At 52.0% G+C, this 24,004-nt stretch carries 17 protein-coding genes and 1 pseudogene; 8 read left to right on the top strand and 10 right to left on the bottom strand.

The window, feature by feature from the left end; all coding sequences use genetic code 11:
- Nucleotides 1-74 precede the first annotated feature (74 nt).
- Nucleotides 75-1,790 carry a D-lactate dehydrogenase gene (gene dld, locus A1WG_RS20140; RefSeq protein ID WP_000097358.1) on the bottom strand — a complete coding sequence of 572 codons (1,716 nt, stop codon included), beginning with the start codon at nucleotides 1,788-1,790 and terminating at the stop codon, nucleotides 75-77.
- A 195-nt stretch (nucleotides 1,791-1,985) separates the two neighbouring features.
- On the opposite strand from dld, the gene bglX reads away from it, so the two are divergent.
- The 5 genes from bglX (at nucleotide 1,986) to A1WG_RS20165 (ending at nucleotide 8,275) form a co-directional block, all read left to right on the top strand.
- Nucleotides 1,986-4,283: a beta-glucosidase BglX gene (gene bglX / locus A1WG_RS20145; RefSeq protein WP_001516700.1), complete on the top strand. Its 2,298-nt coding sequence runs from the start codon at nucleotides 1,986-1,988 to the stop codon at nucleotides 4,281-4,283.
- A 255-nt stretch (nucleotides 4,284-4,538) separates the two neighbouring features.
- A complete protein-coding gene (osmF, locus tag A1WG_RS20150) occupies nucleotides 4,539-5,456 on the top strand; it encodes a glycine betaine ABC transporter substrate-binding protein OsmF (RefSeq protein ID WP_001131224.1) in 918 nt (305 codons plus the stop codon).
- Between the two features lie 6 nt (nucleotides 5,457-5,462).
- Nucleotides 5,463-6,620, top strand: a complete 1,158-nt coding sequence (locus A1WG_RS20155) for an ABC transporter permease (RefSeq protein WP_001516699.1) — start codon at nucleotides 5,463-5,465, stop codon at nucleotides 6,618-6,620.
- A complete protein-coding gene (yehX, locus tag A1WG_RS20160) occupies nucleotides 6,613-7,539 on the top strand; it encodes a glycine betaine ABC transporter ATP binding protein YehX (RefSeq protein WP_000569388.1) in 927 nt (308 codons plus the stop codon). The genes A1WG_RS20155 and yehX overlap by 8 nt, the downstream gene beginning before the upstream one ends.
- Nucleotides 7,540-7,543: 4 nt before the next feature.
- Nucleotides 7,544-8,275 carry an ABC transporter permease gene (locus A1WG_RS20165; RefSeq protein WP_001516698.1) on the top strand — a complete coding sequence of 244 codons (732 nt, stop codon included), beginning with the start codon at nucleotides 7,544-7,546 and terminating at the stop codon, nucleotides 8,273-8,275.
- Here A1WG_RS20165 and A1WG_RS20170 read toward each other — a convergent pair.
- Entirely contained in the window at nucleotides 8,256-8,363 is a 108-nt protein-coding gene (locus tag A1WG_RS20170; RefSeq protein WP_001216965.1) for a protein YohO, read from the bottom strand. The genes A1WG_RS20165 and A1WG_RS20170 overlap by 20 nt on opposite strands.
- Before the next feature lie 59 nt (nucleotides 8,364-8,422).
- Nucleotides 8,423-9,154 (bottom strand): HTH-type transcriptional regulator MlrA, encoded by a 732-nt coding sequence (gene mlrA, locus A1WG_RS20175; protein WP_001240391.1) that lies wholly within the window; start codon nucleotides 9,152-9,154, stop codon nucleotides 8,423-8,425.
- 225 nt (nucleotides 9,155-9,379) lie between these two features.
- Between mlrA and btsS the strand changes: the two genes are divergently transcribed.
- From btsS to A1WG_RS20190, 3 genes are read left to right on the top strand one after another with little or no spacing between them, the layout of a single operon-like run.
- Nucleotides 9,380-11,065: a two-component regulatory system sensor histidine kinase BtsS gene (btsS, locus tag A1WG_RS20180; protein WP_001516697.1), complete on the top strand. Its 1,686-nt coding sequence runs from the start codon at nucleotides 9,380-9,382 to the stop codon at nucleotides 11,063-11,065.
- Entirely contained in the window at nucleotides 11,062-11,781 is a 720-nt protein-coding gene (btsR, locus tag A1WG_RS20185) for a two-component system response regulator BtsR (RefSeq protein ID WP_001516696.1), read from the top strand. Before btsS ends, btsR begins: the two co-directional genes overlap by 4 nt.
- Nucleotides 11,782-11,827: 46 nt before the next feature.
- Nucleotides 11,828-12,298 (top strand): YehS family protein, encoded by a 471-nt coding sequence (locus A1WG_RS20190; RefSeq protein WP_001516694.1) that lies wholly within the window; start codon nucleotides 11,828-11,830, stop codon nucleotides 12,296-12,298.
- Nucleotides 12,299-12,339: 41 nt separating this feature from the next.
- On the opposite strand, the gene A1WG_RS20195 is transcribed toward A1WG_RS20190, so the two are convergent.
- The 7 genes and pseudogenes from A1WG_RS20195 to yehI all read right to left on the bottom strand — a co-directional run bounded on the left by A1WG_RS20195 (nucleotide 12,340) and on the right by yehI (nucleotide 24,004).
- Entirely contained in the window at nucleotides 12,340-12,801 is a 462-nt protein-coding gene (locus tag A1WG_RS20195) for a YehR family lipoprotein (RefSeq protein WP_001516693.1), read from the bottom strand.
- 106 nt (nucleotides 12,802-12,907) lie between these two features.
- Nucleotides 12,908-14,926 carry an SWIM zinc finger family protein gene (locus A1WG_RS20200; RefSeq protein ID WP_001516692.1) on the bottom strand — a complete coding sequence of 673 codons (2,019 nt, stop codon included), beginning with the start codon at nucleotides 14,924-14,926 and terminating at the stop codon, nucleotides 12,908-12,910.
- Nucleotides 14,923-16,059 (bottom strand): vWA domain-containing protein, encoded by a 1,137-nt coding sequence (locus A1WG_RS20205; protein WP_001516691.1) that lies wholly within the window; start codon nucleotides 16,057-16,059, stop codon nucleotides 14,923-14,925. Before A1WG_RS20205 ends, A1WG_RS20200 begins: the two co-directional genes overlap by 4 nt.
- Nucleotides 16,052-18,325: a DUF5682 family protein gene (locus A1WG_RS20210; protein ID WP_001516690.1), complete on the bottom strand. Its 2,274-nt coding sequence runs from the start codon at nucleotides 18,323-18,325 to the stop codon at nucleotides 16,052-16,054. Before A1WG_RS20210 ends, A1WG_RS20205 begins: the two co-directional genes overlap by 8 nt.
- 10 nt (nucleotides 18,326-18,335) lie before the next feature.
- Nucleotides 18,336-19,424, bottom strand: coding sequence for an ATP-binding protein (locus A1WG_RS20215; protein WP_001516689.1), 1,089 nt, complete (start codon nucleotides 19,422-19,424; stop codon nucleotides 18,336-18,338).
- A gap of 600 nt (nucleotides 19,425-20,024) precedes the next feature.
- The gene (locus A1WG_RS20220; RefSeq protein ID WP_001516688.1) at nucleotides 20,025-20,330 is read right to left on the bottom strand and encodes a hypothetical protein; all 306 of its coding nucleotides are present in this window, start codon (nucleotides 20,328-20,330) and stop codon (nucleotides 20,025-20,027) included.
- A 52-nt stretch (nucleotides 20,331-20,382) separates the two neighbouring features.
- Nucleotides 20,383-24,004: pseudogene (gene yehI, locus A1WG_RS0121320) on the bottom strand (DUF4132 domain-containing protein YehI).

Raw genomic sequence — 24,004 nt, 5'->3', positions numbered from 1 at the left:
ATTAGGTGCCCGTACCTGATGCGATGCCTGCGCATCTTATCTGGCCTACATCTGCATCAGGCATCCAGCCGTATTTACTCTACTTCCTGCCAGTTTTTTCGCTTGCTGGTTTTACCGATCCCCGGGTTCATACTGTTGGTCGGATCGTTCTCGCGATAAAACTTCTGCAGCGTCTCCGGTGCCTTATACAAATGACCAACGTTATGTTCGGCGGGATATTGTGCGCCGCGCTGCTGCAATAGTTCCAGCATCTGCTCCTTCAACGCATGCACATCCACACCTTTTTTAACGATGTAATCCTGGTGGAAGACGTAACACATAAAATGGCCGTAATAGAGTTTATGCACTAACTGGCTATCGATCTCCGGTGGCAAATGCTCATACCACTCGGTGTCATTACGACGCAGAGCGATATCCAGTGCCAGAATGTCTTCGACTTCATCGGAATGCACCGCCTGATAACGAATTGCCGCACCTGCTGCTGCGAAACGGTGCAAAAATGCTTTGCTGCCTTCCTCCGGCGTACAGACAAAGAAATCACCTTCCGCCTGTTTGAAATAATCCACCAGCCAGGATTTGGCTTCGCCAATGCCATCGCCCGCCATTTTTAACAGCAGATGATGTTCATATTTATCGCGCCAGCTTTTCATACGCGGGGGCAAATGGCTGGGGAACAGATGGCCGAATTTCTGCATCGCACGGTCGGTAAAATGCGGGCGGAAGAATTTTACTTTTTCCAGCATCGCATCGGTACGCCCTTTGATATTAAAGAAGAGTGGCATCTTGTCGGTGCCAAGTTTATCGATCATCAGGAAGGTGTCTTTGCCGTATTTTTCCGCGATATCGTAGATATCCCGGTGCATGTATTCCCCGGCAACCGGCAGATTTTCAAAATTGGCCAGAATATGGCGGCGGATTTCAGTCAGGACTTCCGGCTGATTGGTGCCGATATAAAACACCTGCTGATTTTTCTCTGCTGCGAAAGTGTCGAGACGTACCGCGAATACCGCCAGCTTACCGGCGCAGCCGGAGGCTTCAAACAGTCGATCCGGGTCAGCGTTATAACGTGCGGGGGTGTCGGCTTCGATGTCACGCACTCGGTGAACATAATCATAATCGTGGGCGTGGCGGCCATCGTGGCGTACATCGTCATCTTTGATGCGATCGTCATCCAGTTTGCTGAGGATCTGCTCCGGCGTTTCGCCCAGATCAATCCCCAGATGGTTGACCAGCGTCAGTTTGCCGTTTTCATCAATGCGCGCGAACAACGACATTTCGGTATACGCCGGACCACGCTGTACCAGCGAGCCGCCGGAGTTGTTACAGATCCCCCCGATGACTGATGCGCCAATGCAGGATGAACCAATCACCGAGTGCGGTTCGCGCCCCAATGGTTTCAGGGCTTTTTCCAGCGAATAAAGCGTGGTGCCAGGATATGCCAGCACTTGCTCACCCTTGCCGAGAACGTGCAGTTTGTCGAGTCGCAGGGTGCTGATGATAACGATATCGCGATCATAATCGTTACCGTTTGGCGTGGAGCCTTCGGTCAGGCCGGTATTGGCGGCTTGCATCAGAATAATTTTGTCAGCGGTGACGCAGGCTTTCAGTACCCGCCACAACTCCAGTAGCGAGCCTGGGAAAACAACGGCCAGCGCGTCGCCCTGACCGGAGCGGAAGCCCTTGCGATAGCGGGCCGTTTTTGCGGGATCGGTGAGCAGGTGTGAATGACCCACCAGGCGGGCAAGTTCATTCAAAAAGGCTTTATTATCAGTTGTTGTCATGGAAGACATTTTCCACTCCTTGTGGTGGCGAAAAAACATCACAAACTAGAATAGCGCCTTGTACGACAATTCAGCGAGTGAATATTTTGAAAATTCAGACAATAAACAGAGCATTCTTTTTCTCTCTCCATCATGCTTATGGCAAACTACGGTTTTTGCACCATTTTCGCTGCCACGTCGGGCAACAGAGGAAGAAAAATCCATATGAAATGGCTATGTTCAGTAGGTATCGCGGTGAGTCTGGCCCTACAACCAGCACTGGCGGATGATTTGTTCGGCAACCATCCATTAACGCCCGAAGCGCGGGATGCATTCGTCACCGATCTGCTCAAGAAAATGACGGTTGATGAGAAAATTGGTCAGCTTCGTTTAATCAGCGTTGGCCCGGATAACCCGAAAGAGGCGATCCGCGAGATGATCAAAGATGGGCAGGTGGGGGCGATTTTTAACACCGTGACTCGCCAGGATATCCGCGCCATGCAGGATCAGGTGATGGAACTAAGCCGCCTGAAAATTCCTCTCTTCTTTGCCTACGACGTGCTGCACGGTCAGCGTACCGTTTTCCCGATTAGCCTTGGTCTGGCGTCCTCTTTTAACCTCGATGCATTGAAAACCGTGGGGCGCGTTTCAGCTTATGAAGCGGCAGACGATGGCCTGAACATGACCTGGGCGCCGATGGTCGACGTCTCGCGCGATCCGCGCTGGGGACGAGCTTCCGAAGGTTTTGGCGAAGATACGTATCTCACCTCAATTATGGGTAAAACTATGGTTGAAGCGATGCAGGGCAAAAGTCCGGCAGATCGCTACTCGGTGATGACCAGCGTTAAACACTTCGCTGCTTACGGTGCGGTAGAAGGCGGTAAAGAGTACAACACCGTCGATATGAGTCCGCAGCGTCTGTTTAATGATTATATGCCGCCGTACAAAGCGGGGCTGGATGCAGGCAGCGGCGCGGTGATGGTGGCGCTGAACTCGCTCAATGGTACACCGGCAACTTCCGATTCCTGGTTGCTGAAAGATGTTCTGCGCGATCAGTGGGGTTTTAAAGGCATCACGGTTTCCGATCATGGTGCAATCAAAGAGCTGATCAAACACGGCACGGCGGCAGACCCGGAAGATGCGGTGCGGGTGGCGCTTAAGTCCGGTATCAATATGAGCATGAGTGACGAGTATTACTCGAAGTATCTGCCTGGTTTGATCAAATCCGGCAAAGTGACGATGGAAGAACTGGATGACGCCACTCGCCACGTGTTGAACGTTAAATACGATATGGGGTTGTTTAACGATCCGTACAGCCATCTTGGGCCGAAAGAGTCTGACCCGGCGGATACCAATGCCGAAAGCCGTTTGCACCGCAAAGAAGCACGTGAAGTGGCGCGCGAAAGCCTGGTGTTGCTGAAAAACCGTCTCGAAACGTTACCGCTGAAAAAATCGGCAACCATTGCGGTGGTTGGCCCACTGGCAGACAGCAAACGTGACGTAATGGGAAGCTGGTCGGCAGCAGGTGTCGTCGATCAATCCGTGACTGTGCTAACCGGGATTAAAAATGCCGTTGGTGAAAACGGTAAAGTGCTGTACGCCAAAGGGGCGAACGTTACCAGTGATAAAGGCATTATAGACTTCCTGAATCAGTATGAAGAAGCGGTAAAAGTCGATCCGCGCTCGCCGCAAGAGATGATTGATGAAGCGGTGCAGACCGCGAAACAAGCTGATGTGGTGGTGGCTGTGGTCGGTGAAGCTCAGGGGATGGCGCACGAAGCCTCCAGCCGTACCGATATCACCATCCCGCAAAGCCAGCGCGATTTGATTGCTGCCCTGAAAGCCACTGGTAAACCGCTGGTGCTGGTGTTAATGAACGGTCGCCCGCTGGCGCTGGTGAAAGAAGATCAGCAAGCCGACGCGATTCTGGAAACCTGGTTTGCCGGTACTGAAGGCGGGAATGCGATTGCCGATGTGCTGTTTGGCGATTACAACCCGTCTGGCAAGCTGCCGATGTCCTTCCCGCGTTCTGTCGGGCAGATTCCGGTTTATTACAGCCATCTGAACACGGGGCGTCCGTATAACGCCGACAAGCCAAACAAATACACTTCACGTTATTTCGATGAAGCAAACGGGGCGCTTTATCCGTTCGGTTATGGTCTGAGCTATACCACTTTCACCGTCTCTGATGTGAAACTTTCTGCGCCGACCATGAAGCGTGACGGCAAAGTGACCGCCAGCGTGCAGGTGACAAATACCGGCAAACGCGAAGGGGCGACGGTTGTCCAGATGTACTTGCAGGATGTGACGGCTTCCATGAGCCGTCCGGTGAAACAACTGAAAGGCTTTGAGAAAATCACCCTGAAACCGGGTGAAACCCAAACCGTCAGCTTCCCGATCGATATTGAGGCGTTGAAGTTCTGGAATCAGCAGATGAAATATGACGCCGAACCCGGCAAGTTCAACGTTTTTATCGGCACTGATTCTGCACGCGTTAAGAAAGGCGAGTTTGAGTTGCTGTAACTCTTTATGAAGGGCGCGACGTTTGCGCCCTTTGCCTGATGTGCTGCGCTTATCAGGCCTACAGGTTGCAAACACCCTGTAGACTGGATAAGGCGCTCACGCCGCATCCGGCAGGAAAACGCGGGCAGTATTTCCCTCTTAAGTATTTATCTGATTCTGCCACTGAATTCGTCCTGTCAGGCTAATCCCGTCATTATCAACTATGCTTTTTTCTTAATTCTCTGAAAACAACAGTAAAAGAATGAGGAAAGCATCATGCCACTCTCAAAGCTCCAGGCCGGTTCACTGGTTTTGATAGCCGCCGTGAGCCTGCCGCTACAGGCGGCTTCCCCCGTTAAAGTCGGTTCGAAAATCGATACCGAAGGCGCACTGCTCGGCAACATCATTTTGCAGGTGCTGGAAAACCACGGCGTTCCCACGGTAAATAAAGTCCAGCTTGGCACCACGCCAGTGGTGCGCGGGGCGATTACTTCGGGCGAACTGGATATTTACCCGGAATACACCGGCAATGGTGCTTTCTTCTTTAAAGATGAAAACGATGCGGCATGGAAAAACGCGCAACAAGGCTACGAGAAGGTCAAAAAACTCGATGCAGAGCAAAACCAGTTAATCTGGCTGACGCCCGCACCTGCGAATAACACCTGGACCATCGCCGTGCGTCAGGATATGGCAGAAAAAAACAAACTCACTTCGCTTGCCGATCTCAGTCGTTATCTGAAAGACGGTGGCACCTTTAAACTGGCGGCCTCGGCAGAGTTTATTGAACGCGCCGATGCGTTGCCCGCTTTTGAAAAAGCCTATGAATTTAAACTCGATCAGGAGCAGTTGCTGTCACTGGCAGGTGGCGACACGGCAGTGACGATTAAAGCCGCAGCCCAGCAAACGTCCGGCGTTAATGCGGCGATGGCCTACGGTACTGACGGCCCGGTAGCAGCGCTGGGGCTACAAACATTAAGCGATCCGAAAGGTGTCCAGCCAATTTACGCGCCTGCGCCAGTGGTGCGTGCGTCGGTGTTGAAAGAGTATCCGCAAATGGCGCAGTGGCTACAGCCTGTCTTCGCCAGCCTCGATGAAAAGACGTTGCAGCAATTGAATGCCAGTATTGCTGTAGAAGGGCTGGACGCGAAAAAAGTGGCTGCCGACTACCTGAAACAAAAAGGATGGACGAAGTAATTTCCCGTGGCGCATCTTCGTATTAACTCTGTTCTGGCGTTGCTGCTGTTACTGATGGCAATAGCAGCGGCGTTGCCGTTTATCAGTTACGCACCTAACCGATTAGTTTCTGGTGAAGGTCGACAACTCTGGCAGTTGTGGCCGCAAACCATCTGGATGCTGGTGGGCGTTGGTTGCGCATGGCTGACTGCTTGTTTCGTTTCCGGAAGAAAAGGCAGCATTTTTGCTTTTCTCCTCGCGCAACTGGTGTTTATTTTGCTGGTATGGGGGGCAGGAAAAGCCGCGACGCAACTGGCGCAAAGTGGTAGCGCCCTGGCGCGTACCAGCCTCGGCAGTGGCTTCTGGCTGGCTGCGGCGTTGGCGCTGCTGGCCTGTAGCGATGCTATCCGGCGAATTTCCACGCATCCGCTATGGCGCTGGTTGCTGCATATTCAGATCGCCATTATTCCGTTGTGGTTACTGTTCTCTGGCACGCTTAACGATCTTTCATTAATGAAAGAGTATGCCAACCGTCAGGATGTATTCGATGATGCACTGGCTCAACATCTGGCACTGCTGTTTGGTTCGGTACTGCCTGCGCTGGTTATCGGCGTACCATTGGGCGTCTGGTGCTACTTTTCCACCGCGCGGCAGGGGGCGATTTTTTCTTTACTCAATGTCATTCAGACCGTGCCTTCGGTGGCGCTGTTTGGTTTGTTGATCGCACCGCTTGCCGGACTGGCCGCTACCTTTCCGTGGCTGGGGACGCTCGGCATAGCAGGAACAGGCATGACGCCAGCATTGATTGCCCTGGTGCTCTATGCCTTGTTGCCGCTGGTGCGCGGCGTGGTAGTGGGCTTGAACCAGATCCCGCGCGATGTGCTGGAAAGCGCCAGAGCAATGGGCATGAGCGGGGGGCAGCGATTCCTTCATGTCCAGTTACCTCTGGCGCTGCCGGTATTTCTGCGCAGTCTGCGGGTGGTAATGGTGCAGACCGTCGGTATGGCGGTGATTGCGGCGTTAATTGGCGCGGGCGGTTTTGGTGCGCTGGTTTTTCAGGGACTGTTAAGCAGTGCCATTGATTTAGTGTTGCTGGGGGTGATCCCGGTGATTGTACTGGCGGTGCTGATCGACGCGCTGTTCGATTTGGTTATCGCACTGCTGAAGGTGAAAAGTCATGATTGAATTTAGCCATGTCAGCAAACAGTTCGGCACGCAAAAGGCCGTTAACGATCTCAATCTCAATTTTCAGGAGGGGAGCTTTTCGGTGCTGATTGGCACGTCAGGCTCCGGTAAATCAACCACTCTGAAGATGATCAACCGCCTGGTGGAGCACGACAGTGGCGTGATCCGTTTTGCCGGAGAAGAGATTCGTTCGCTGCCAGTGCTGGAGCTGCGCCGCCGAATGGGCTACGCCATTCAGTCGATAGGTTTATTTCCCCACTGGAGCGTGGCGCAAAATATCGCCACCGTACCGCAATTACAAAAATGGTCGCGGGCGCGAATTGACGATCGTATCGACGAATTAATGGCGCTACTGGGGCTGGAGGCAAATTTACGCGAGCGTTATCCGCATCAGCTTTCCGGCGGTCAGCAGCAGCGCGTGGGGGTTGCCCGTGCACTGGCTGCCGATCCACAAGTCTTGCTGATGGATGAACCGTTTGGCGCACTGGATCCGGTAACGCGCGGCGCGTTGCAACAAGAGATGACGCGCATTCACCGTTTGCTGGGGCGCACCATTGTGCTGGTGACTCACGATATCGATGAGGCGCTGCGCCTGGCGGAGCATCTGGTGCTGATGGATCATGGTGAAGTGGTGCAGCAGGGCAATCCGCTGGCGATGCTTACCCGTCCGGCGAATGATTTTGTGCGCCAGTTTTTTGGTCACAGCGAGCTGGGCGTGCGCCTGTTATCGTTACGCAGTGTGACCGATTATGTGCGCCGCAACGAACGTGCTGAAGGTGAGGCGCTGGCAGAAGAGATGACGCTACGTGATGCACTCTCATTGTTTGTCGCCCGTGGCTGTGAAGTGCTGCCGGTGGTTAACGCTCAAGGCCAACCTTGCGGCACACTGCATTTTCAGGATCTGCTGATGGAGGCGTAATCGCATGAAAATAGTGCGCGATCCGCTTTTCTGGTTGATTGCCCTGTTTGTGGCGCTGATTTTCTGGCTGCCATACAGCCAGCCGCTGTTCGGTGCCTTATTCCCACAACTGCCGCGGCCTGTTTATCAGCAAGAAAGTTTTGCTTCCCTGGCGCTGGCCCATTTCTGGCTGGTGGGGATCTCAAGTTTGTTTGCCGTGGCTATTGGCGTCGGTGCAGGAATTGCGGTCACTCGCGCGTGGGGCGCGGAGTTTCGCCCGATGGTGGAAAACATAGCCGCCGTTGGGCAGACTTTTCCACCCGTAGCGGTACTGGCGATTGCCGTTCCGGTGATGGGGTTTGGTCTGCAGCCAGCGATTATTGCGCTGATCCTTTATGGTGTATTGCCCATCTTACAGGCGACACTTGCCGGACTGGGAGCGATTGATGATAGCGTGACAGACGTTGCCAAAGGTATGGGAATGAGCCGGAGTCAGCGATTGCGTAAAGTGGAGTTACCGTTGGCCGCACCAGTGATTCTGGCTGGCGTGCGGACTTCGGTGATTATCAACATTGGCACGGCGACCATCGCCTCAACGGTCGGGGCCAGCACGCTGGGAACGCCGATCATCATCGGACTTAGCGGATTTAATACCGCTTATGTCATTCAGGGGGCGTTGCTGGTGGCACTGGCGGCGATCATCGTAGACCGCCTGTTTGAACGGCTGGTGCAGCGACTTAGCCAGCACGCAAAATAAAGGTATAACCTGCGAGCATGACGCCACCGATACCGCCTAACGCCATCAACAGGAACAGGGTGATAACCCCAATTTTAGCTATGCGCATAATGCACTCCTTATGTTAACGAAAGGATTGTACAGTAAAGCGCATTTGTTAACGAATCATTAAATGCCAAGCGGAAAAATATCATGTCCTTGCTCTTGCCAGTGGGTAAGTTGCTGCTGCTGGGCGGGAGACTGGTTGTCACCGCACCATACCAATAATGTTCGGCCTTCGAACAGTTCCGGGCGTAGCTGATTGAGCGAGTGAGCGAGAACATCAATACGCCATCCCTGTTGGCTGGCGATCCAGCCTTCCAGCCACAGGCGGGTGGTGTCCTGAATATTCCAGCCGACGACCAGCGCATCTTTGCCCTGTTTTTTACGTGCCGAGGCCAGACAAATGGCGATGTAGTTGATCAACACGCCATCAAGGATCGCCAGCAACGTCTGGAGGGTTGGCTGCTGACACTGAAGCCGTCGGCGCAGAGGAATAAACAGATGTGTGGTGAGGGTCTGAGCGGGATAATCCTGACCGCGCTCTTTGATCCACATTCGCAGACTTTGCAGATTGCCGCTTTGCAGGTAATTAAGCAGAGTTTCTTGCTGATCGCGCCAGCCGTTCTGCACATCAACATTTTCATTACTGAGTAGCATTTTGACTTTGCTCACCTGCACGCCGTTGTCGATCCAGCGTTTGATCTCCCGGATCCGGTCGATATCCGCATCGTTGAACAGGCGATGACCGCCGTCGGTCCGCTGTGGTTTCAGCAATCCGTAACGTCTCTGCCACGCGCGTAACGTGACAGGATTGATATCACAAAGCAACGCCACTTCACCAATTGTGTAAAGCGCCATCCATCCTACCACCCTTGCTCGCGAGGTCCCGGTTTAACTTTAGACGTAGTTTTGCGAACCAGGTAGTTTTGCCCGTTTTTTGTTCATCTTCAGGGTGATTTTGTTTTTGCCAGATTGTTTTGAGTGATCGTAATCACGAATTCTCATTTTTCTGCAAGAGTTCAAAGAAAGTTAAACGCAGGCAATGTATGTTACGCATGTTTAAGGGATCTGTGGTTTGCGGGTATGTACGATTTTAATCTGGTGTTGCTGCTGCTTCAGCAGATGTGCGTTTTTCTGGTTATCGCGTGGTTAATGAGTAAAACGCCATTATTCATACCATTAATGCAGGTCACGGTTCGTCTGCCGCATAAATTTCTCTGCTATATCGTCTTTTCCATCTTCTGCATCATGGGCACCTGGTTCGGGCTGCACATTGACGATTCTATTGCCAACACCCGGGCGATTGGCGCGGTGATGGGCGGCTTACTGGGCGGCCCGGTGGTGGGCGGGCTGGTTGGTCTGACCGGCGGGTTACATCGTTACTCGATGGGAGGTATGACCGCGCTGAGTTGCATGATCTCGACCATCGTCGAAGGTTTGCTCGGGGGGCTGGTACACAGCATCCTGATCCGTCGCGGGCGCACCGATAAAGTCTTTAATCCGATTACCGCAGGTGCTGTTACATTCGTCGCGGAAATGGTGCAGATGCTGATTATTCTGGCGATTGCCCGACCTTATGAAGACGCCGTGCGTCTGGTGAGTAATATCGCTGCGCCGATGATGGTAACCAACACCGTGGGCGCGGCGCTGTTTATGCGCATTTTGCTTGATAAGCGCGCGATGTTTGAAAAATACACTTCGGCTTTTTCTGCCACGGCGCTGAAAGTGGCAGCCTCGACAGAAGGGATTTTGCGCCAGGGCTTTAATGAAGTGAACAGCATGAAAGTGGCGCAAGTGCTCTATAAAGAGCTGGATATTGGGGCGGTGGCGATTACCGATCGTGAGAAACTGCTGGCGTTTACCGGAATTGGCGATGATCACCATCTGCCCGGTAAGCCAATCTCTTCTACGTACACCTTAAAAGCGATAGAAACCGGCGAAGTGGTGTACGCCGACGGCAACGAAGTGCCTTACCGTTGTTCTCTGCACCCGCAGTGCAAGTTAGGTTCAACGCTGGTTATTCCATTGCGTGGCGAAAATCAGCGGGTGGTGGGAACCATCAAATTGTATGAAGCGAAAAACCGCCTGTTCAGTTCGATCAACCGCACGCTGGGTGAGGGGATCGCACAACTCCTTTCGGCGCAGATCCTCGCCGGGCAGTATGAGCGGCAAAAAGCGATGCTTACGCAGTCGGAAATCAAGCTGTTACACGCCCAGGTGAATCCCCATTTCCTGTTCAATGCGCTTAATACCATTAAAGCGGTGATCCGCCGCGACAGTGAGCAGGCCAGTCAACTGGTGCAGTATCTTTCTACTTTTTTCCGCAAAAACTTAAAGCGGCCTTCGGAGTTTGTTACTCTCGCTGACGAGATTGAACATGTGAACGCTTATCTGCAAATTGAAAAGGCGCGTTTTCAGTCGCGCTTGCAGGTCAATATTTCTATTCCGGAGGAATTATCCCAGCAGCAGTTGCCTGCGTTTACCCTACAACCGATAGTCGAAAACGCCATTAAACATGGGACATCGCAACTACTGGATACCGGGAGAGTGGCAATTAGCGCGCGCCGTGAAGGGCAACATTTAATGCTGGAGATCGAAGATAATGCCGGTTTGTATCAACCGGTAACCAATGCCAGCGGGCTGGGGATGAATCTGGTGGATAAGCGTTTACGTGAACGGTTTGGCGATGACTATGGGATCAGCGTCGCCTGTGAGCCTGATAGTTACACCCGAATAACGTTACGACTGCCATGGAGGGATGAGGCATGATTAGAGTCTTAATTGTCGATGATGAACCGTTAGCACGGGAAAACCTGCGCGTATTTTTGCAAGAGCAGAGCGATATTGAAATCGTCGGTGAGTGTTCAAACGCCGTGGAAGGGATTGGCGCGGTGCATAAACTGCGCCCGGATGTGCTGTTTCTCGATATCCAGATGCCGCGCATCAGTGGTCTGGAAATGGTGGGGATGCTCGACCCGGAACATCGTCCATATATCGTTTTTCTGACTGCGTTTGATGAATACGCCATTAAAGCCTTTGAAGAGCATGCTTTTGATTATCTACTGAAGCCGATTGATGAAGCGCGGCTGGAGAAATCCCTGACCCGCCTGCGTCAGGAACGCAGCAAGCAGGATGTTTCCTTGTTGTCGGAGAATCAGCAAGGACTGAAATTTATCCCTTGTACCGGTCACAGCCGTATTTATTTGCTGCAAATGAAAGATGTGGCATTTGTCAGCAGTCGGATGAGCGGTGTTTACGTCACCAGTCACGAAGGTAAAGAGGGCTTCACTGAACTGACTTTACGCACCCTGGAGAGTCGTACGCCGCTACTGCGTTGTCATCGGCAGTATCTGGTTAACCTCGCGCATTTGCAGGAGATTCGTCTGGAGGATAACGGCCAGGCGGAGTTGATTTTGCGTAATGGCTTAACCGTTCCGGTCAGCCGTCGTTATCTGAAAAGTTTAAAAGAGGCGATTGGCCTGTAAAAGACTGCTAAAATGGCTTTTTGCCTCATCAACACCTGAAGGCCTCATGCTAAGTAACGATATTCTGCGCAGCGTGCGCTACATTTTAAAAGCCAATAATAACGACCTGGTGCGTATTCTCGCGCTGAGCAATGTTGAAGCTACCGCCGATCAGATCGCTATCTGGCTGCGTAAAGAAGACGAAGAGGGATTTCAACGTTGCCCGGACATTATTTTGTCTTCATTCCTGAATGGCCTGATTTATGAAAAACGCGGCAGGGATGAGTCTGCACCGGCACTGGAGCCGGAACGTCGTATTAATAACAACATTGTGCTGAAAAAATTGCGCATCGCGTTTTCGCTGAAAACCGATGACATTCTGGCGATCCTCACCGAACAGCAGTTCCGTGTTTCCATGCCGGAAATTACTGCAATGATGCGCGCACCGGATCATAAAAACTTCCGCGAATGCGGTGATCAATTCTTGCGTTATTTTCTGCGAGGGCTGGCAGCGCGCCAGCATGTGAAGAAAAGCTAAGACGGATATGGCGGCCATGTAAGAACATGGCCGCCGACAGATTATTTCACTTCTTTAAAGCCTGCGGCTTTCATCACCAGTTCCATTTGCGCCATAGTGATGCCTTTTTTGGCATCTTCAGCAGAAATGTTGATGCCAGAAATACCCTGCAGGGCTTTAAAATCAACTTTCTCCATATCGATAGTTACGTTTTCCTGTGCGTAAGTATCTGTAAAAGTTAATTTTTCTTCAACGCCAGCAATGTTTTTATATTTTGCGCTTAACGGCTCAAGCGTTTTAGCTGCATCTTCTTTGTTAGCCGCACCGATGGATGCGAACTGAATTTTAGTTTCTGAAGATTGCTTAAGTACCTTGTCGCCTTTGTAGACATAGGTAATGGCAATTTCAGTACCGTTCAGATTGGCACTAAATTTCTTTGATTCTTCTTTGTCACCACAGCCAGCGAGAGAGAAAACCAGAACAGATGCAACAACGAGGGAAAACAGCTTGTTGAAAGCCTTCATGTAAAACTCCATTTTATCAAGATCAGAAAACTGGTGACTCTCACCAGGGCGCTATAGAATATTCTTTATACCTCGTCTTGAGCAGTCCGGAAATGGAGTAGAACTCTTAATAAAAAGCATTTTTCCCCCCTTGTTGCCCGAGCATCAGTAACAACTGTTCGCAGAGTAAAACGCAGTTGTTTAATGTTTCACCCAGAGCCTCTCCCTCTGTAGTACGCAATTGATTCAACAAATGTGCCAGCCGGTAAAAGCCCTCCCCGGTCAACTCATTTACCAGCAAGCCGACCTGACTGATGACACTTTGCCCCTGATAGCGCCAGCCGTTATGTAGCACCTGAATTAATAATGACTGGCAGCGCATCAACAACTGATGAGCGGTGGACGGCACAGGAAGAACGCTGGCGGAAGGTAGCGGTGCCACAGACGCAGTTTCTGCATCCAGCGCCCAGGCGCGAGATTGCGTCATCATCACCCGTGGCTCCAGCGTTAACTGTCCTTCGGTAAAACTGACGAATCCAGAAACCAGACACACGGGATCATCTTGCTGTCGTAACAGGGACGCCATGCGTTCAACGGCAAAGGGTGAGCTGGCAGAGGCTGGCAGTGATAACGTCAGCACATTATCTTCGCCTTCGCCACTGATTACCTGCGCATCCAGTGTCTGGCGGCTGCTGTCCCAGCCAAGTGAAATACACTCAGCCACAGGCAGAATAAATAAATTATCCACCTGATTAAGCGGGCGAACGGAGACTGGCGGGCGCTGGCGTAAGTATTCCCGTAACGCTACGATTCCCGGCTGGCGCAGCGGCGCACTCAGCATTTGCCACGCATCCGGAGACAGTGGAACGACGCTGCTTAAGCGGTTGCGCGTACCTAACAACAGCTCACCTTCGGCACTGCGTTTCGCTGCTTGTGAGACGATTTGCCCTCCCGCCAGCGCCCCTGCCTGAAAGGTAAATAGCCGACGCGTTGCCGCAGGCGCGTTTTCCTGTTCACTTCTCGGCCAACTGCGTGAAAGGTGCAAAATACTACCGGTGTCGGGGTCGGTGAACCAGATCCGTAAACCATACTGTTGGAAGTCTTGCCAGCTACGCATACCTAATGACACCAGCCGCAGATGATCCAGTTTTGCTTCTCCGGCAATCCCTGCGCCAACGACCGTGCGCCACGGCATGGGCGGTACTTCACCGACACAGTCACGTCGTACCATCTCTTGTGCACTGGCTAACCGACTGTTTAATGCTGCAAGCTGGCGCAAACATTCTCCTGCGTGATAGTGGCTGGCGCGGGCGTGGAACGCATCAACGCTGGCACGCAGTTGCCGTAGCGATTCACTTACCCATCGCCAGTTGCAGGCTTCTGCCGCTTGCCGGGCGCGGCTGAATGCTGCCTCGTAATGAATTAACGGCTGGCTGATCCCCCCCAGCCATAACGCGTAACTTAATTGCTGGACATATTTACGACAGGCTTTGCCCTCATCGCTGGCAAATGGATCGTCATTTGATGCGATTTGTTCGCTGCGCATCTGCCAGAGCAAATGAGAAAATTCTGCCTGCTGTGCTTTGGCCTGGACGAATGCCTGCACTGCCAGTACCACGTGTTCGCACAGCGTTCCTTCAATGCAATCACAACGGGCGAAACGAATACTGCTGCGGGAATAAAAACGCACATCGCTCATCGGTAAGCGGGCAGAGGGAATTTCGCCTGGCGCGCAGAACAGTTCAATAGTTATACCTTTGGCGACCAGGGATTGTGCGCGTTTGTGCGTGGCAGTGGGCAGGGTAGTCAGTTCTTCCAGCCAGATTGCCGGGGGCCATTCCTCTGCTTTTTCCGTGGGCTGAGGGGTAGCACAAAGTCGCTGATAACTTAACACCAACATCACGCGATGGCGGCACATGCCGCTGGCCCCGCAGCTACACTGGGCCTCTTTCAGAGCCTGACCGTTTGCCAGTTGGCTGCGTGTACCGTCACTGAAAGTGGCGATCAGTGTGCCGCTCTCATAGCTAATTTCTGGGATATTGCCATTTTCCAGTTCCTTAAGGCTGCGCTTAACAAAACCGGCATTACTTAACGCTGTCAGTGCCTGTGGCGTCAGTTCTAATAATTCCGGGCGTAGTGAATTCATGACTGAAGATTCTCCGCCAGCCAGGAAGCCAGTTCACCCGGCGTCATGGCAGCTATTTGTGCACCGACATTGACCAATGCCTGGGCCATATCCCGGTCATAACAGGGGGTTGCTGTGCTGTCGAGCGCCGCCAGCCCCAGCACCTTGATGCCGCTTTGAACACACTGCTTCACCTGGTGGATGAGTGATGACGATGTTCCGCCTTCATAAAAATCGCTTACCAGAACAATCACGCTTTTACCTGGTTGTTCAATAAGTTGACGGGCGTACTCCACTGCACTGGCGATATGCGTTCCACCGCCCAGTTGCACTTTCATTAATAACTCTACCGGGTCGGCAACGTCGGCAGTGAGATCTACGACGCTGGTATCAAATGCCACCAGATGGGTGCGAATGCCGGGTAATTGCCATAAACAGGCCGCCATCACTGCTGAGTGGATCACTGAATCAACCATCGATCCGCTTTGATCGACCAGTAAAACCAGTTGCCATTGTTCACTATGGCGCTTAATGCGACTGTTAAAGCGGGGTGATTCGATATACAACTTGCCGCGTTTGGGGTCCCAGTGCTGCAGGTTGGCCCGCAGGGTACTTTTGAAATCGAAATTGCGCGCCAGGGGAATATGCGAGCGGCGACGGCGGTCACGCACACCAGAAAAAGCCTGACGAACTTCTTTGGCCAGCCGCGCCATAATTTCTTCAACAACCTGGTGCACTATCTTGCGAGCGGCTGCCAGCACCTCGGGATTCATCAGATGTTTAGTGTGCAATACGGCGCGTAGCAGGCTTTCGGAAGGTTGCATGCGTTCCAGCACTTCAAGATTTGTCACCACATCTTCTATGCCATAGCGCAGCACGGCGTCGCTTTCCAGTCGCTCAATTACCTGCTGTGGGAAGAGCGTGTGAATATCATTGATCCACTCGGGTGTTGTGAGAGTTGAACTGCCCAGCCCTCCGTGCCGTTCACCGCGTTGAATGCGCTCAGGATCGCGCCCGTATAGCCACTCCAGGGCGTGGTCTATCCGTCGGGCGTTGCCATCAAGACCGCAAAGGGTAGTTTCAGCCGCTTCACCAAGAATCAATCGCCAGCGCTGTAGCTCACGGGTAGTCAGAAGGTCGTTCAGTTCAGACATGGAAAACTCCCCAGTGTTGCAGTGACGCCAGTGCCTGCTGTTCCAGTTGTTGATGATGAGCAATGGTTTGCGGTGGACAATGTAACGGCATTTGCAGTGCCGGGACGGGGAGCTGCGCCAGTTGGTAATGCTCAAGCACCTGATGCGCCAGCGCCCCGCGTTCTCGAGGCGGTAGCCAGGCCATCGCTGCACGTAAATCGGGCAGAGCGTTAATAAAATCGGCGTCGCTAAGTTGATTCAAATGAGTGCTGAAACCGGCGATAAATGCAGGCTGAGAAGCCAGTTGATGGCGAGCCAGCGCCAGCAAACCATGTAGGGCTTCGCCTGACTCAGTCGGGGATAATTGCGCCAGCATATCCAGTGCGCTTTCGGCACTGGCGTTGGGATGTTCCAGACGCATCAGCGCACCGAGAGCCGCGCCGCGATCCAGCGCCGTGGCATGAATCGCCTGACTACGGCGCTCCAGTAAGGCCAGGGCGGCGGAAAGCGAAACACCTGGCAGTTGAATGCCACAATGGAGATCGCGCAGGATATGGCACAGCGCCTGCCAGCTATGCAAATGGGCGTGAAATTCTTTTTCGTCCGGCCTGCCGTTGGATTCACATAACCACAACGTTCGATCTATCGCCGCACACAGTGTTGTTTGCAGTATTAGCGCCCCTTGCATACCGCCAGTCTCATCCAGACGCCACAAGGCATAAAGCACTTCCAGCGCCTGGCCCATTTCGGCAAACTGATTTTCCTGGGCGATTAATAATGTGAGTTGCTCCAGTAATTGCTGACTGAAGGACTCCAGACCAGCTAACGCCGCCTGGCTAAGACATGTGGTGATGTTGCCGATTCCTCCTGTGTCCAGCATATCGGCTTCTAATTTATTGCGTGCGGCTTCCAGGAGTGTGGCACCAAAGCAGGCGGCCTCAATCAATGCCGCATGTTGGCTAAGCGGCAGGGTTAATTTCCATTGTTCTTCACCGTTACCCGCAAGCGTCAGTGTACTTCCCTGCTGGCGCACTATCCCCGGGATCTCCAGTATCGTCAGCCGATGCAACACCTGACTTTGTACCAGCCCGCAGGGGGTAAAGCGATTTAACGCCAGGTTGGACGGAAGAGTGATTTCGGTACGTTCCAGTTCAGACGTGACATCTTTTGGCAGCGGCGGTTGTGGCGTGGAGGGGGCTAGTTTACCGAATCTGGCACCCGCTAATGTGTCTATCAACGTTAGCAGAATTGGATCGGTATCGGGATGAATGATCCCGCGATAGCTCCACGGCAACGGCGCGTTTAATGCCTCTTTAATAAGCGATCCGGCTAATGCATCCAGCCAGTCACTGCGTAGCGGCAATCTGTGACCGCGCAATTGTGCCAGTGCCATCGCATGTAGATGCGCGGCAGCCATATCAGCGGTAGATGCGGGTAAGTGGTGCAGGCGCAAACGGGTAAGAATCGTTTTAAGTAACAGCTCACCTGCGCGTTGCAAACCAAATTTCCAGCACCAGTTTTGCCAGACCGGAGCAGGCATTCCTGAAAGGTATCCCGCCAGCACATCAAGGCGCTTTTCACTGTATGGCGTCAGATAACAACCGGTCACTGCATCCGGTAATGAGGGTAGCCTGGGTTTTCTCTCTTCCTGAGAATATTGGCGCCACAATTTTTCCAGTGCAGGGGCATGCCAGCCACCGCAGACGACTAATACATTGCCGTTGTTTTGCTGCATCGCCCAGGCAATCCAGCGGGCCATAAAGGCTTCGCGCTGGCGATTTACCGAATCACCCGCATCATTACCACGAAGTTGCACAAAGTATTGCGCCAGAGCGGATTGAAGTGTGGACTGCTGGCTTTCATCTTCGAACAGGTGATCCCACAGGGTATCGCTGTTATCCATACTGGTAGCGAGTAGCAGTAAGGCCTGATGGTCATTAGCCGCAACAGGTTCATCTTCTTCACTCTGTGCCCAGCAAGGTAAATCGATAAACCAGGTTTGTGCCTGGATGCTGCGGGCAGCATGTAGCGCCTGCCACTCAGGTGAAAACTCGGCAAATGGGGTCCAGGCACCGCGCCCTGGGGCAACACCGTCCTGATACTGACAATAACTGTATATGGCTACCGGAAGCTGGTGGACTAAAAACAGTTCATCTACCCGGTCATTAAAATCGGCCGGTCCTTCAATCAACACGTATCGCGGTTGCTTGCTTTCAATTAGCGATTTCACCAGACGGGCGCAGGCCGGACTATGGTGCCGGATGCCGACAATTAACGGCTCACTCATGCATCTTTCCTCACGGCAGGCGGTGGCGAGCCTGGTAATAAGCCTGCCAGTGAGCTTCTTTGTGTGTGGCAACGCGCTGTTCAAAGTAACGGCGCAGACGAGCGCGATCTTCTTCGTTGTCTTTGACGATGGTGCCAGCAATACAGTCCACCAGATCGGCAGGTTCACCCGCGCGATTTGCTAAAAACCAGGCGCGGACGCCCACGGCGTGCGCTACGTTAACGGCTTCGGCGGTGGACATAATGGCCGTCAGGGTATCCATTGACGTTTTCTTCTCACCGTTGGCCCGCAGATCGCGGAACGTGCGTACCAGCAGCTCCAGTACTGCGTCAGGCACCCTATGCGGAATGCCACTATGGGCCAGTAAACGCGCTGACGCACTGGCGACCAGTTCCAGTTCCTGGGCGAAATCCATAATCGGAAAGACGGTTTCAAAATCGAAGCGACGCTTGAGCGCGGCGCTCATTTCATTGACGCCGCGATCGCGGGTATTGGCGGTGGCAATAATGTTAAAGCCTTCGCGAGCATAAAGCTGGCTTTCTTCACCGGCCAGTTCCGGCACCGTCATCACCCGATCAGAAAGCATGCCTAACAGACAGTCCTGCACTTCCAGCGGTGTACGCGTTATCTCTTCAAAACGGACGATTTTGCCATCGCGCATGCCTTGATAAAGCGGAGCCGGGACAAGCGCTTCTGTTGACGGACCGTGGTTGATAAGCAGAGCGTAGTTCCAGCCGTACTTGATTTGGTCTTCGGTGGTTGATGCGCCGCCCTGAATGGTTAAACCGGCATCGCCGCTAATGGCCGTTGCGAGCAATTCAGAAAGGAGAGATTTGGCCGTACCCGGTTCCCCGACCAGCATTAAACCGCGCCCGGTGGCGAGAGTCACTAACATGCGTTCAATAGCAGAAGGGCTTATTACGACTTTACGGCTGATGTTTTTCGTCTCATCACCAAGAATAAAAGCACGCGCTGCAGGCAAACTTAACTGCCAACCGGGCGGGCAAGGTGCGTTATCATTTTGTTTTAATTTTGCCAGTTCATCGGCGTATAACACAGCAGCAGGCGGACGCTGCAGATGATTATTCTGCGGTGACATATATTCATCCCTGAAATGTATTAATGAAATAAACGATATTTTACGCGCAATAACTGTTTGGCGCATTAGTTGTTTGAGCGGAAAATAGTAATAAAATATCTGGAAAGCAGATCACAGGAAATAAAAAAACCTGCTGGTGAGGCAGGTTTTTTTATTTACTACTTTCAGGCCCAACACCGCAGCCTGTGCAACATCGTGTTCCAACGAACGAATTATAACCACCGCTGGACCCCGTTGCAATTAAGATAATGAGATTTATAATCCTGACTGTTGGGACGTTGCGCCGGATCGAACCCATTTCAAGTCCTGGCTACCGGACGGGTGGTGCTGCAGGTGGTGCCCTGATCCGGAGTGCAACATCGTGGTCCAACATACGTAAACCAGTATCGACAGGCAGTGTAAGGGTAAGGTGCTGGTGTTGCGCTCCTTAATAAGGAGAGCGGATGGACACGCTGACACGAAAGTTAACCGTGCTCATTGCCGTACTGGAGCTATTAGTGGCTCTGTTACGGTTGATTGATTTGTTGAAGTAACGGGCAAATTGAAACGCAACTAAGGGGGAAACCGCTTCCCCCTTTAATAAAACTATCTTTATATTTGTTAGTTAAATATATTCTGTAGTTCACGATTAAAAATCGCCATTACAGCTTCTGGTGATTCCCCACGTAATCTTCCCTCATCAATAAATTCATCTCTTATATAAATCAACGCATCATTTATTAGCGGAACGCTATCATCTCGATCAAATTGATTAAATGTTGGATGTAACCGGAAGCGTTCCTGTCGGTAGACCGTTCCAGTAAATAATTGGGCGTACTTATGGATTGCAAGTCGGAAGGAAAAGGGTTCTTCGGGATCAATAACCTGATAGTCGTAAACAGCGACCAGTTCACTTTGCACGATCATGGATTTTCTCAGTTGTCAGATAGCGGGCAGTTCTGTTACTACCCGCTGTGTGTTAGTGGAAAATGACGTCTGGAGTACTTAACGCCTCACTCAAATCAAACACATCGAGTTCAGCAAAAGTGACAGATTGATTGTCACGATACACTCGAAGAGAACGGAAGCCCATTAGCGCTTTGCTATCAATATTGTAGTGGTTAAAACCGGGTGAAAACTTAAGGACCAGCCGGTTCTCGCCCAGGTCATAGACAAATGCGTCCTCATAGCCTGACTCCCAGCCTTTGTAGCGCATTCCCATAAGTTGCCCAACGGTAGCGGATTTACCTTCCCAGCGAGTCAGGCTGTTACTGGTTGACTCGTCAGGAGTGAGCAGTACCGTGCGCCGCGCCAACTGGCGAAAAGGCGGCATAATTTCGTAGTCGGCAAAAAGTTGTTCAAATTCACCACGCATTTCTGCTGACATTTCTAACGGATGCGCAATGCCAATCAGAGCGTCCGCAGGCAGGTCAATTGGCTCATCTTGTGCATTGCAGAATTCCCCCTCTGCGGCCACACGAAAGGCGTTGAGTAAATGTCGCGGTTCATTTGCCAGATAAACGCCCCATATCAGTCGCTGGCTAACCAGGCGAGTAAATGGATGATTAACAAAGAGAGAATGAAAATCTGCCAGCGGCCAGCGTCGGGTGGTGCGCAGGGCAGTTTCAAGACGCGGGAGCAGGTTTTTGCTCACCTGAGTGGCATCTTTTTTTAGCCCTTTTAATCGGGCCAGTGCCTCGGGCGCTTTCAGTTGATCGTCATCGGCTCGCAACCGGGGAACACTTTTCTGGCGAACGTTTTGCTGATCGTAGACAACTGGGTTGAGGTTTTCATCGAAGCGAACGGTAAACAGCCGTGGACCAAAATCAAAAATCAACGCCTGCGGGTCATCAAGGCCCAGTGTTGGGACTAATCTGTCCGCTAACTCTTCCTCGCTTAACCCGCGATTTTCTGCGACCAACTGGAGATACTCCACCGCATTTTCACGTAAAGGGCGCGATTTCGCGCGTTGCGAAATATGGTGCAGTTGTATCAGCGCCATATCATTATTCATCAGGGTAAGTATGTTCAGGCCACTGACAGCACGGGCAGATTTTCCTTCCTGTGGCCAGGTGAGGATCTGCGTCGCCAGATCCCGTGCCGTGCTTTCGTCGCCAAAGAGACTTAACGCCAGAAATGCCCAGTTGTCTTTTGCGGGGGCTCCAGCCTGTTGCCAGGCGGTAAACAGATCCCAGGCAAAAGCGGCCAGCGTTTGTGGTTGACAGAACGTTTTCAATTGTTCCAGCCCGCTATAAAAACGCCCACCCTGAGTAAAGCGCAGCATTTCGCCAATAATTTCCAGAGCATCATCGGTAACAAGCTGATTATTATTGATAAGCCGTGGCCTGCGCCACATTGTCGGATGCCAGAAATCAGGGGCTTTCGGAATGCGTGGTGGGTAAATTTCCAGTGGCTTCTGTATAAGCAATTGCTCCAGGGCAGGCCACACATCAGCACGCTGCCAGCGGTTTGCCACGGTTTGCAGTAATTCTCCATGTCCCTGTGCATACAGTAAACGCAGGGCAAGTAATGCGGCTTCGCGGTTGTCGCCGGGCTTGGTGAAGACGAGAGGAATAAGTGCGGTAGCCGTATGTTCTGGCCATTGTAAAATCCACTGGCGTGCCAGATTACGCTGAGTGGTAAAACGGTGCCAGACGCGGGCAACGGGTAGCGCCAGTTCGGTAGCGCCGAAATTTAAAATTAACGGAAATGTTTCTTTTGGACGATGTGAAAAAGCCAGCAACAGGCCGGGTAATGCATCCAAACCGAGGATGCTGAGAAAATAGTTTTCACCCGCGAACAGATGCTTTTTCTCATTGATACGCAGCCAGAAAGTCACTGCCATCTCACGCGGAAGCAGTGCCAATAAATACAGATTCCAGACACTCTTTTCCTGATGATAAGGCGAATGATTGTCCTTTTCCCAGATGTCAATTAACGTTTCAACGTCGCCGCTGCGCTGCTGATTTTGCTTCCGGAGAATGCCAGCCATTGTTGATTTCCTCGACTCTGCCCTGGTAGTAATGCCACTGAAGCACTAATGATTCGCGTGCTGCATCCAGTTTGCCGGGCAGTATATAATTCAGGAACAGCCATACATCATCCCCAAAACCCAGCTCCTGTAGTACAACCCGACTACTTTTTCGTTCCATGCGTTCCGCAAGTGATTCCGTGCTGAAATAACGGGCAGACTCTGTGGTGGCAAGCCTCTCTTGCTCGCCCGGTTGCCAGTAAACTTGTGACGTTAATTCGAGCGGAACCAAATCAAGACGTGGTTGCGGCGATTTTTTCTTACTACGCCACGGAGGTGAAACCAAAATTTCAGGCAGAGCACTGCTATCAGGGCTATCAATGGCAGATTTCGGCGGCACGGATAAAAAACTATTCAGCACGGTTTGTGCTTTTGTACTTAGCCTGGGCTTCACTTCATCTGCCAGTTGTGGCTGCGATGTAATCAATGTTTGCAACAGATTACGCCAGTATTGATCACATGCTTTTTGCTGTGCGGGCAGTTTTTTGTCTTCAATAATCGGATAACCGGGGCGAGCAGGTGGTGCTTCCAGCGCGATAAGTTCTGCCAGTGCAGTGAGCGTTGCATGGGGGAAATTTTTACTGTATTTGGCAACACGCTGCAGGCTGGGTTTATTTTTATCAGCCACCAGTAGCAAGATGCGGATGACCAGCGGGTGGTTTATTTGTACCAGCAGGCTGCCACAGTCTTCTTTATGAGCATACATCGCCAGGCGGGGAACGGCTGCAATTCCCTGTTCGCGTAAAAGGGCCGCGCAGGCAGCGTAACCGAAGTGGTTTTCATGCGACATATAACTGGCTTCACGATCGCTAAATACGTCCAGGCTCCAGTATCGTTCGAGTTTTTTTACCGCCGTATTATCAGTAGCAACGACCTTTAACCACTCCTTTGAGTAAAAACTCGTTGATGGGCTTTCAAGGCTGGCAAGCTCATTCGCTATATCTGGTTTTTCCGGAAGCAGCAGCGCAATAAAAGGGCGGCGAACTATGGGGATCTCTGGCAGTGCGGCAATGAGTTTGTCGGCACAACGCTGCCAGCAATTTTCCTCTGCCAGTGAAAGATGTTTACGCAGACGAAAATCGAAATTGCTATAAGTCTCTGAGCGATAGCCATAGCCCGTATTCTCGTTCGGTGTCATTAAACACACTGTTGATGGATCAGCATGATAACTCTGTACAATGAACTGACGCGCTATCACCACATCCGTCGCATATTCCAGCCCATATTTTTGCACGATTTCATCAAGTAACTGCTGGCTATCATTTTTCTCGATACAGATCAGAGCCGCCATTGTGCGGGCTGGGATTGACGGTTTATGCTCACCAATCAAATTGATCGCCTGCTGGATGGCGGACTGCCACTCCAGTGAACATTTATCGTAATGCCAGGTGATATTTTGCTTCTTGCCTGCTTGTTGTAGTAATTCATCTCCTAATGTCTGAATGAGACTTTCAGTGACAGCGGGCACCGGTTCGCCCGGCCAGCGGCGATGGCTTAGCGGCGTTTTGCCTTTTTTAAATTTCAGTTCCAGTTGCGCGTCGTCCGCCAGCCACAGTAATTCCTTGTTCAT

The sequence above is a fragment of the Escherichia sp. KTE96 genome, assembly GCF_000408525.1.
In the GTDB taxonomy this organism is placed as follows: domain Bacteria; phylum Pseudomonadota; class Gammaproteobacteria; order Enterobacterales; family Enterobacteriaceae; genus Escherichia; species Escherichia marmotae.
The sequence above is the reverse complement of the archived record's forward strand: the minus strand, read 5'-3'. Positions and strand labels throughout refer to the sequence as shown.

What these genes read in the sequence shown, in the direction of transcription:
- dld (WP_000097358.1), bottom strand. Translation starts at nt 1,790, where the DNA reads ATGTCTTCCATGACAACAACTGATAATAAAGCCTTTTTGAATGAACTT.
- bglX (WP_001516700.1), top strand. Translation starts at nt 1,986, where the DNA reads ATGAAATGGCTATGTTCAGTAGGTATCGCGGTGAGTCTGGCCCTACAA.
- osmF (WP_001131224.1), top strand. Translation starts at nt 4,539, where the DNA reads ATGCCACTCTCAAAGCTCCAGGCCGGTTCACTGGTTTTGATAGCCGCC.
- yehX (WP_000569388.1), top strand. Translation starts at nt 6,613, where the DNA reads ATGATTGAATTTAGCCATGTCAGCAAACAGTTCGGCACGCAAAAGGCC.
- A1WG_RS20165 (WP_001516698.1), top strand. Translation starts at nt 7,544, where the DNA reads ATGAAAATAGTGCGCGATCCGCTTTTCTGGTTGATTGCCCTGTTTGTG.
- A1WG_RS20170 (WP_001216965.1), bottom strand. Translation starts at nt 8,363, where the DNA reads ATGCGCATAGCTAAAATTGGGGTTATCACCCTGTTCCTGTTGATGGCG.
- mlrA (WP_001240391.1), bottom strand. Translation starts at nt 9,154, where the DNA reads ATGGCGCTTTACACAATTGGTGAAGTGGCGTTGCTTTGTGATATCAAT.
- btsS (WP_001516697.1), top strand. Translation starts at nt 9,380, where the DNA reads ATGTACGATTTTAATCTGGTGTTGCTGCTGCTTCAGCAGATGTGCGTT.
- btsR (WP_001516696.1), top strand. Translation starts at nt 11,062, where the DNA reads ATGATTAGAGTCTTAATTGTCGATGATGAACCGTTAGCACGGGAAAAC.
- A1WG_RS20190 (WP_001516694.1), top strand. Translation starts at nt 11,828, where the DNA reads ATGCTAAGTAACGATATTCTGCGCAGCGTGCGCTACATTTTAAAAGCC.
- A1WG_RS20195 (WP_001516693.1), bottom strand. Translation starts at nt 12,801, where the DNA reads ATGAAGGCTTTCAACAAGCTGTTTTCCCTCGTTGTTGCATCTGTTCTG.
- A1WG_RS20200 (WP_001516692.1), bottom strand. Translation starts at nt 14,926, where the DNA reads ATGAATTCACTACGCCCGGAATTATTAGAACTGACGCCACAGGCACTG.
- A1WG_RS20205 (WP_001516691.1), bottom strand. Translation starts at nt 16,059, where the DNA reads ATGTCTGAACTGAACGACCTTCTGACTACCCGTGAGCTACAGCGCTGG.
- A1WG_RS20210 (WP_001516690.1), bottom strand. Translation starts at nt 18,325, where the DNA reads ATGAGTGAGCCGTTAATTGTCGGCATCCGGCACCATAGTCCGGCCTGC.
- A1WG_RS20215 (WP_001516689.1), bottom strand. Translation starts at nt 19,424, where the DNA reads ATGTCACCGCAGAATAATCATCTGCAGCGTCCGCCTGCTGCTGTGTTA.
- A1WG_RS20220 (WP_001516688.1), bottom strand. Translation starts at nt 20,330, where the DNA reads ATGATCGTGCAAAGTGAACTGGTCGCTGTTTACGACTATCAGGTTATT.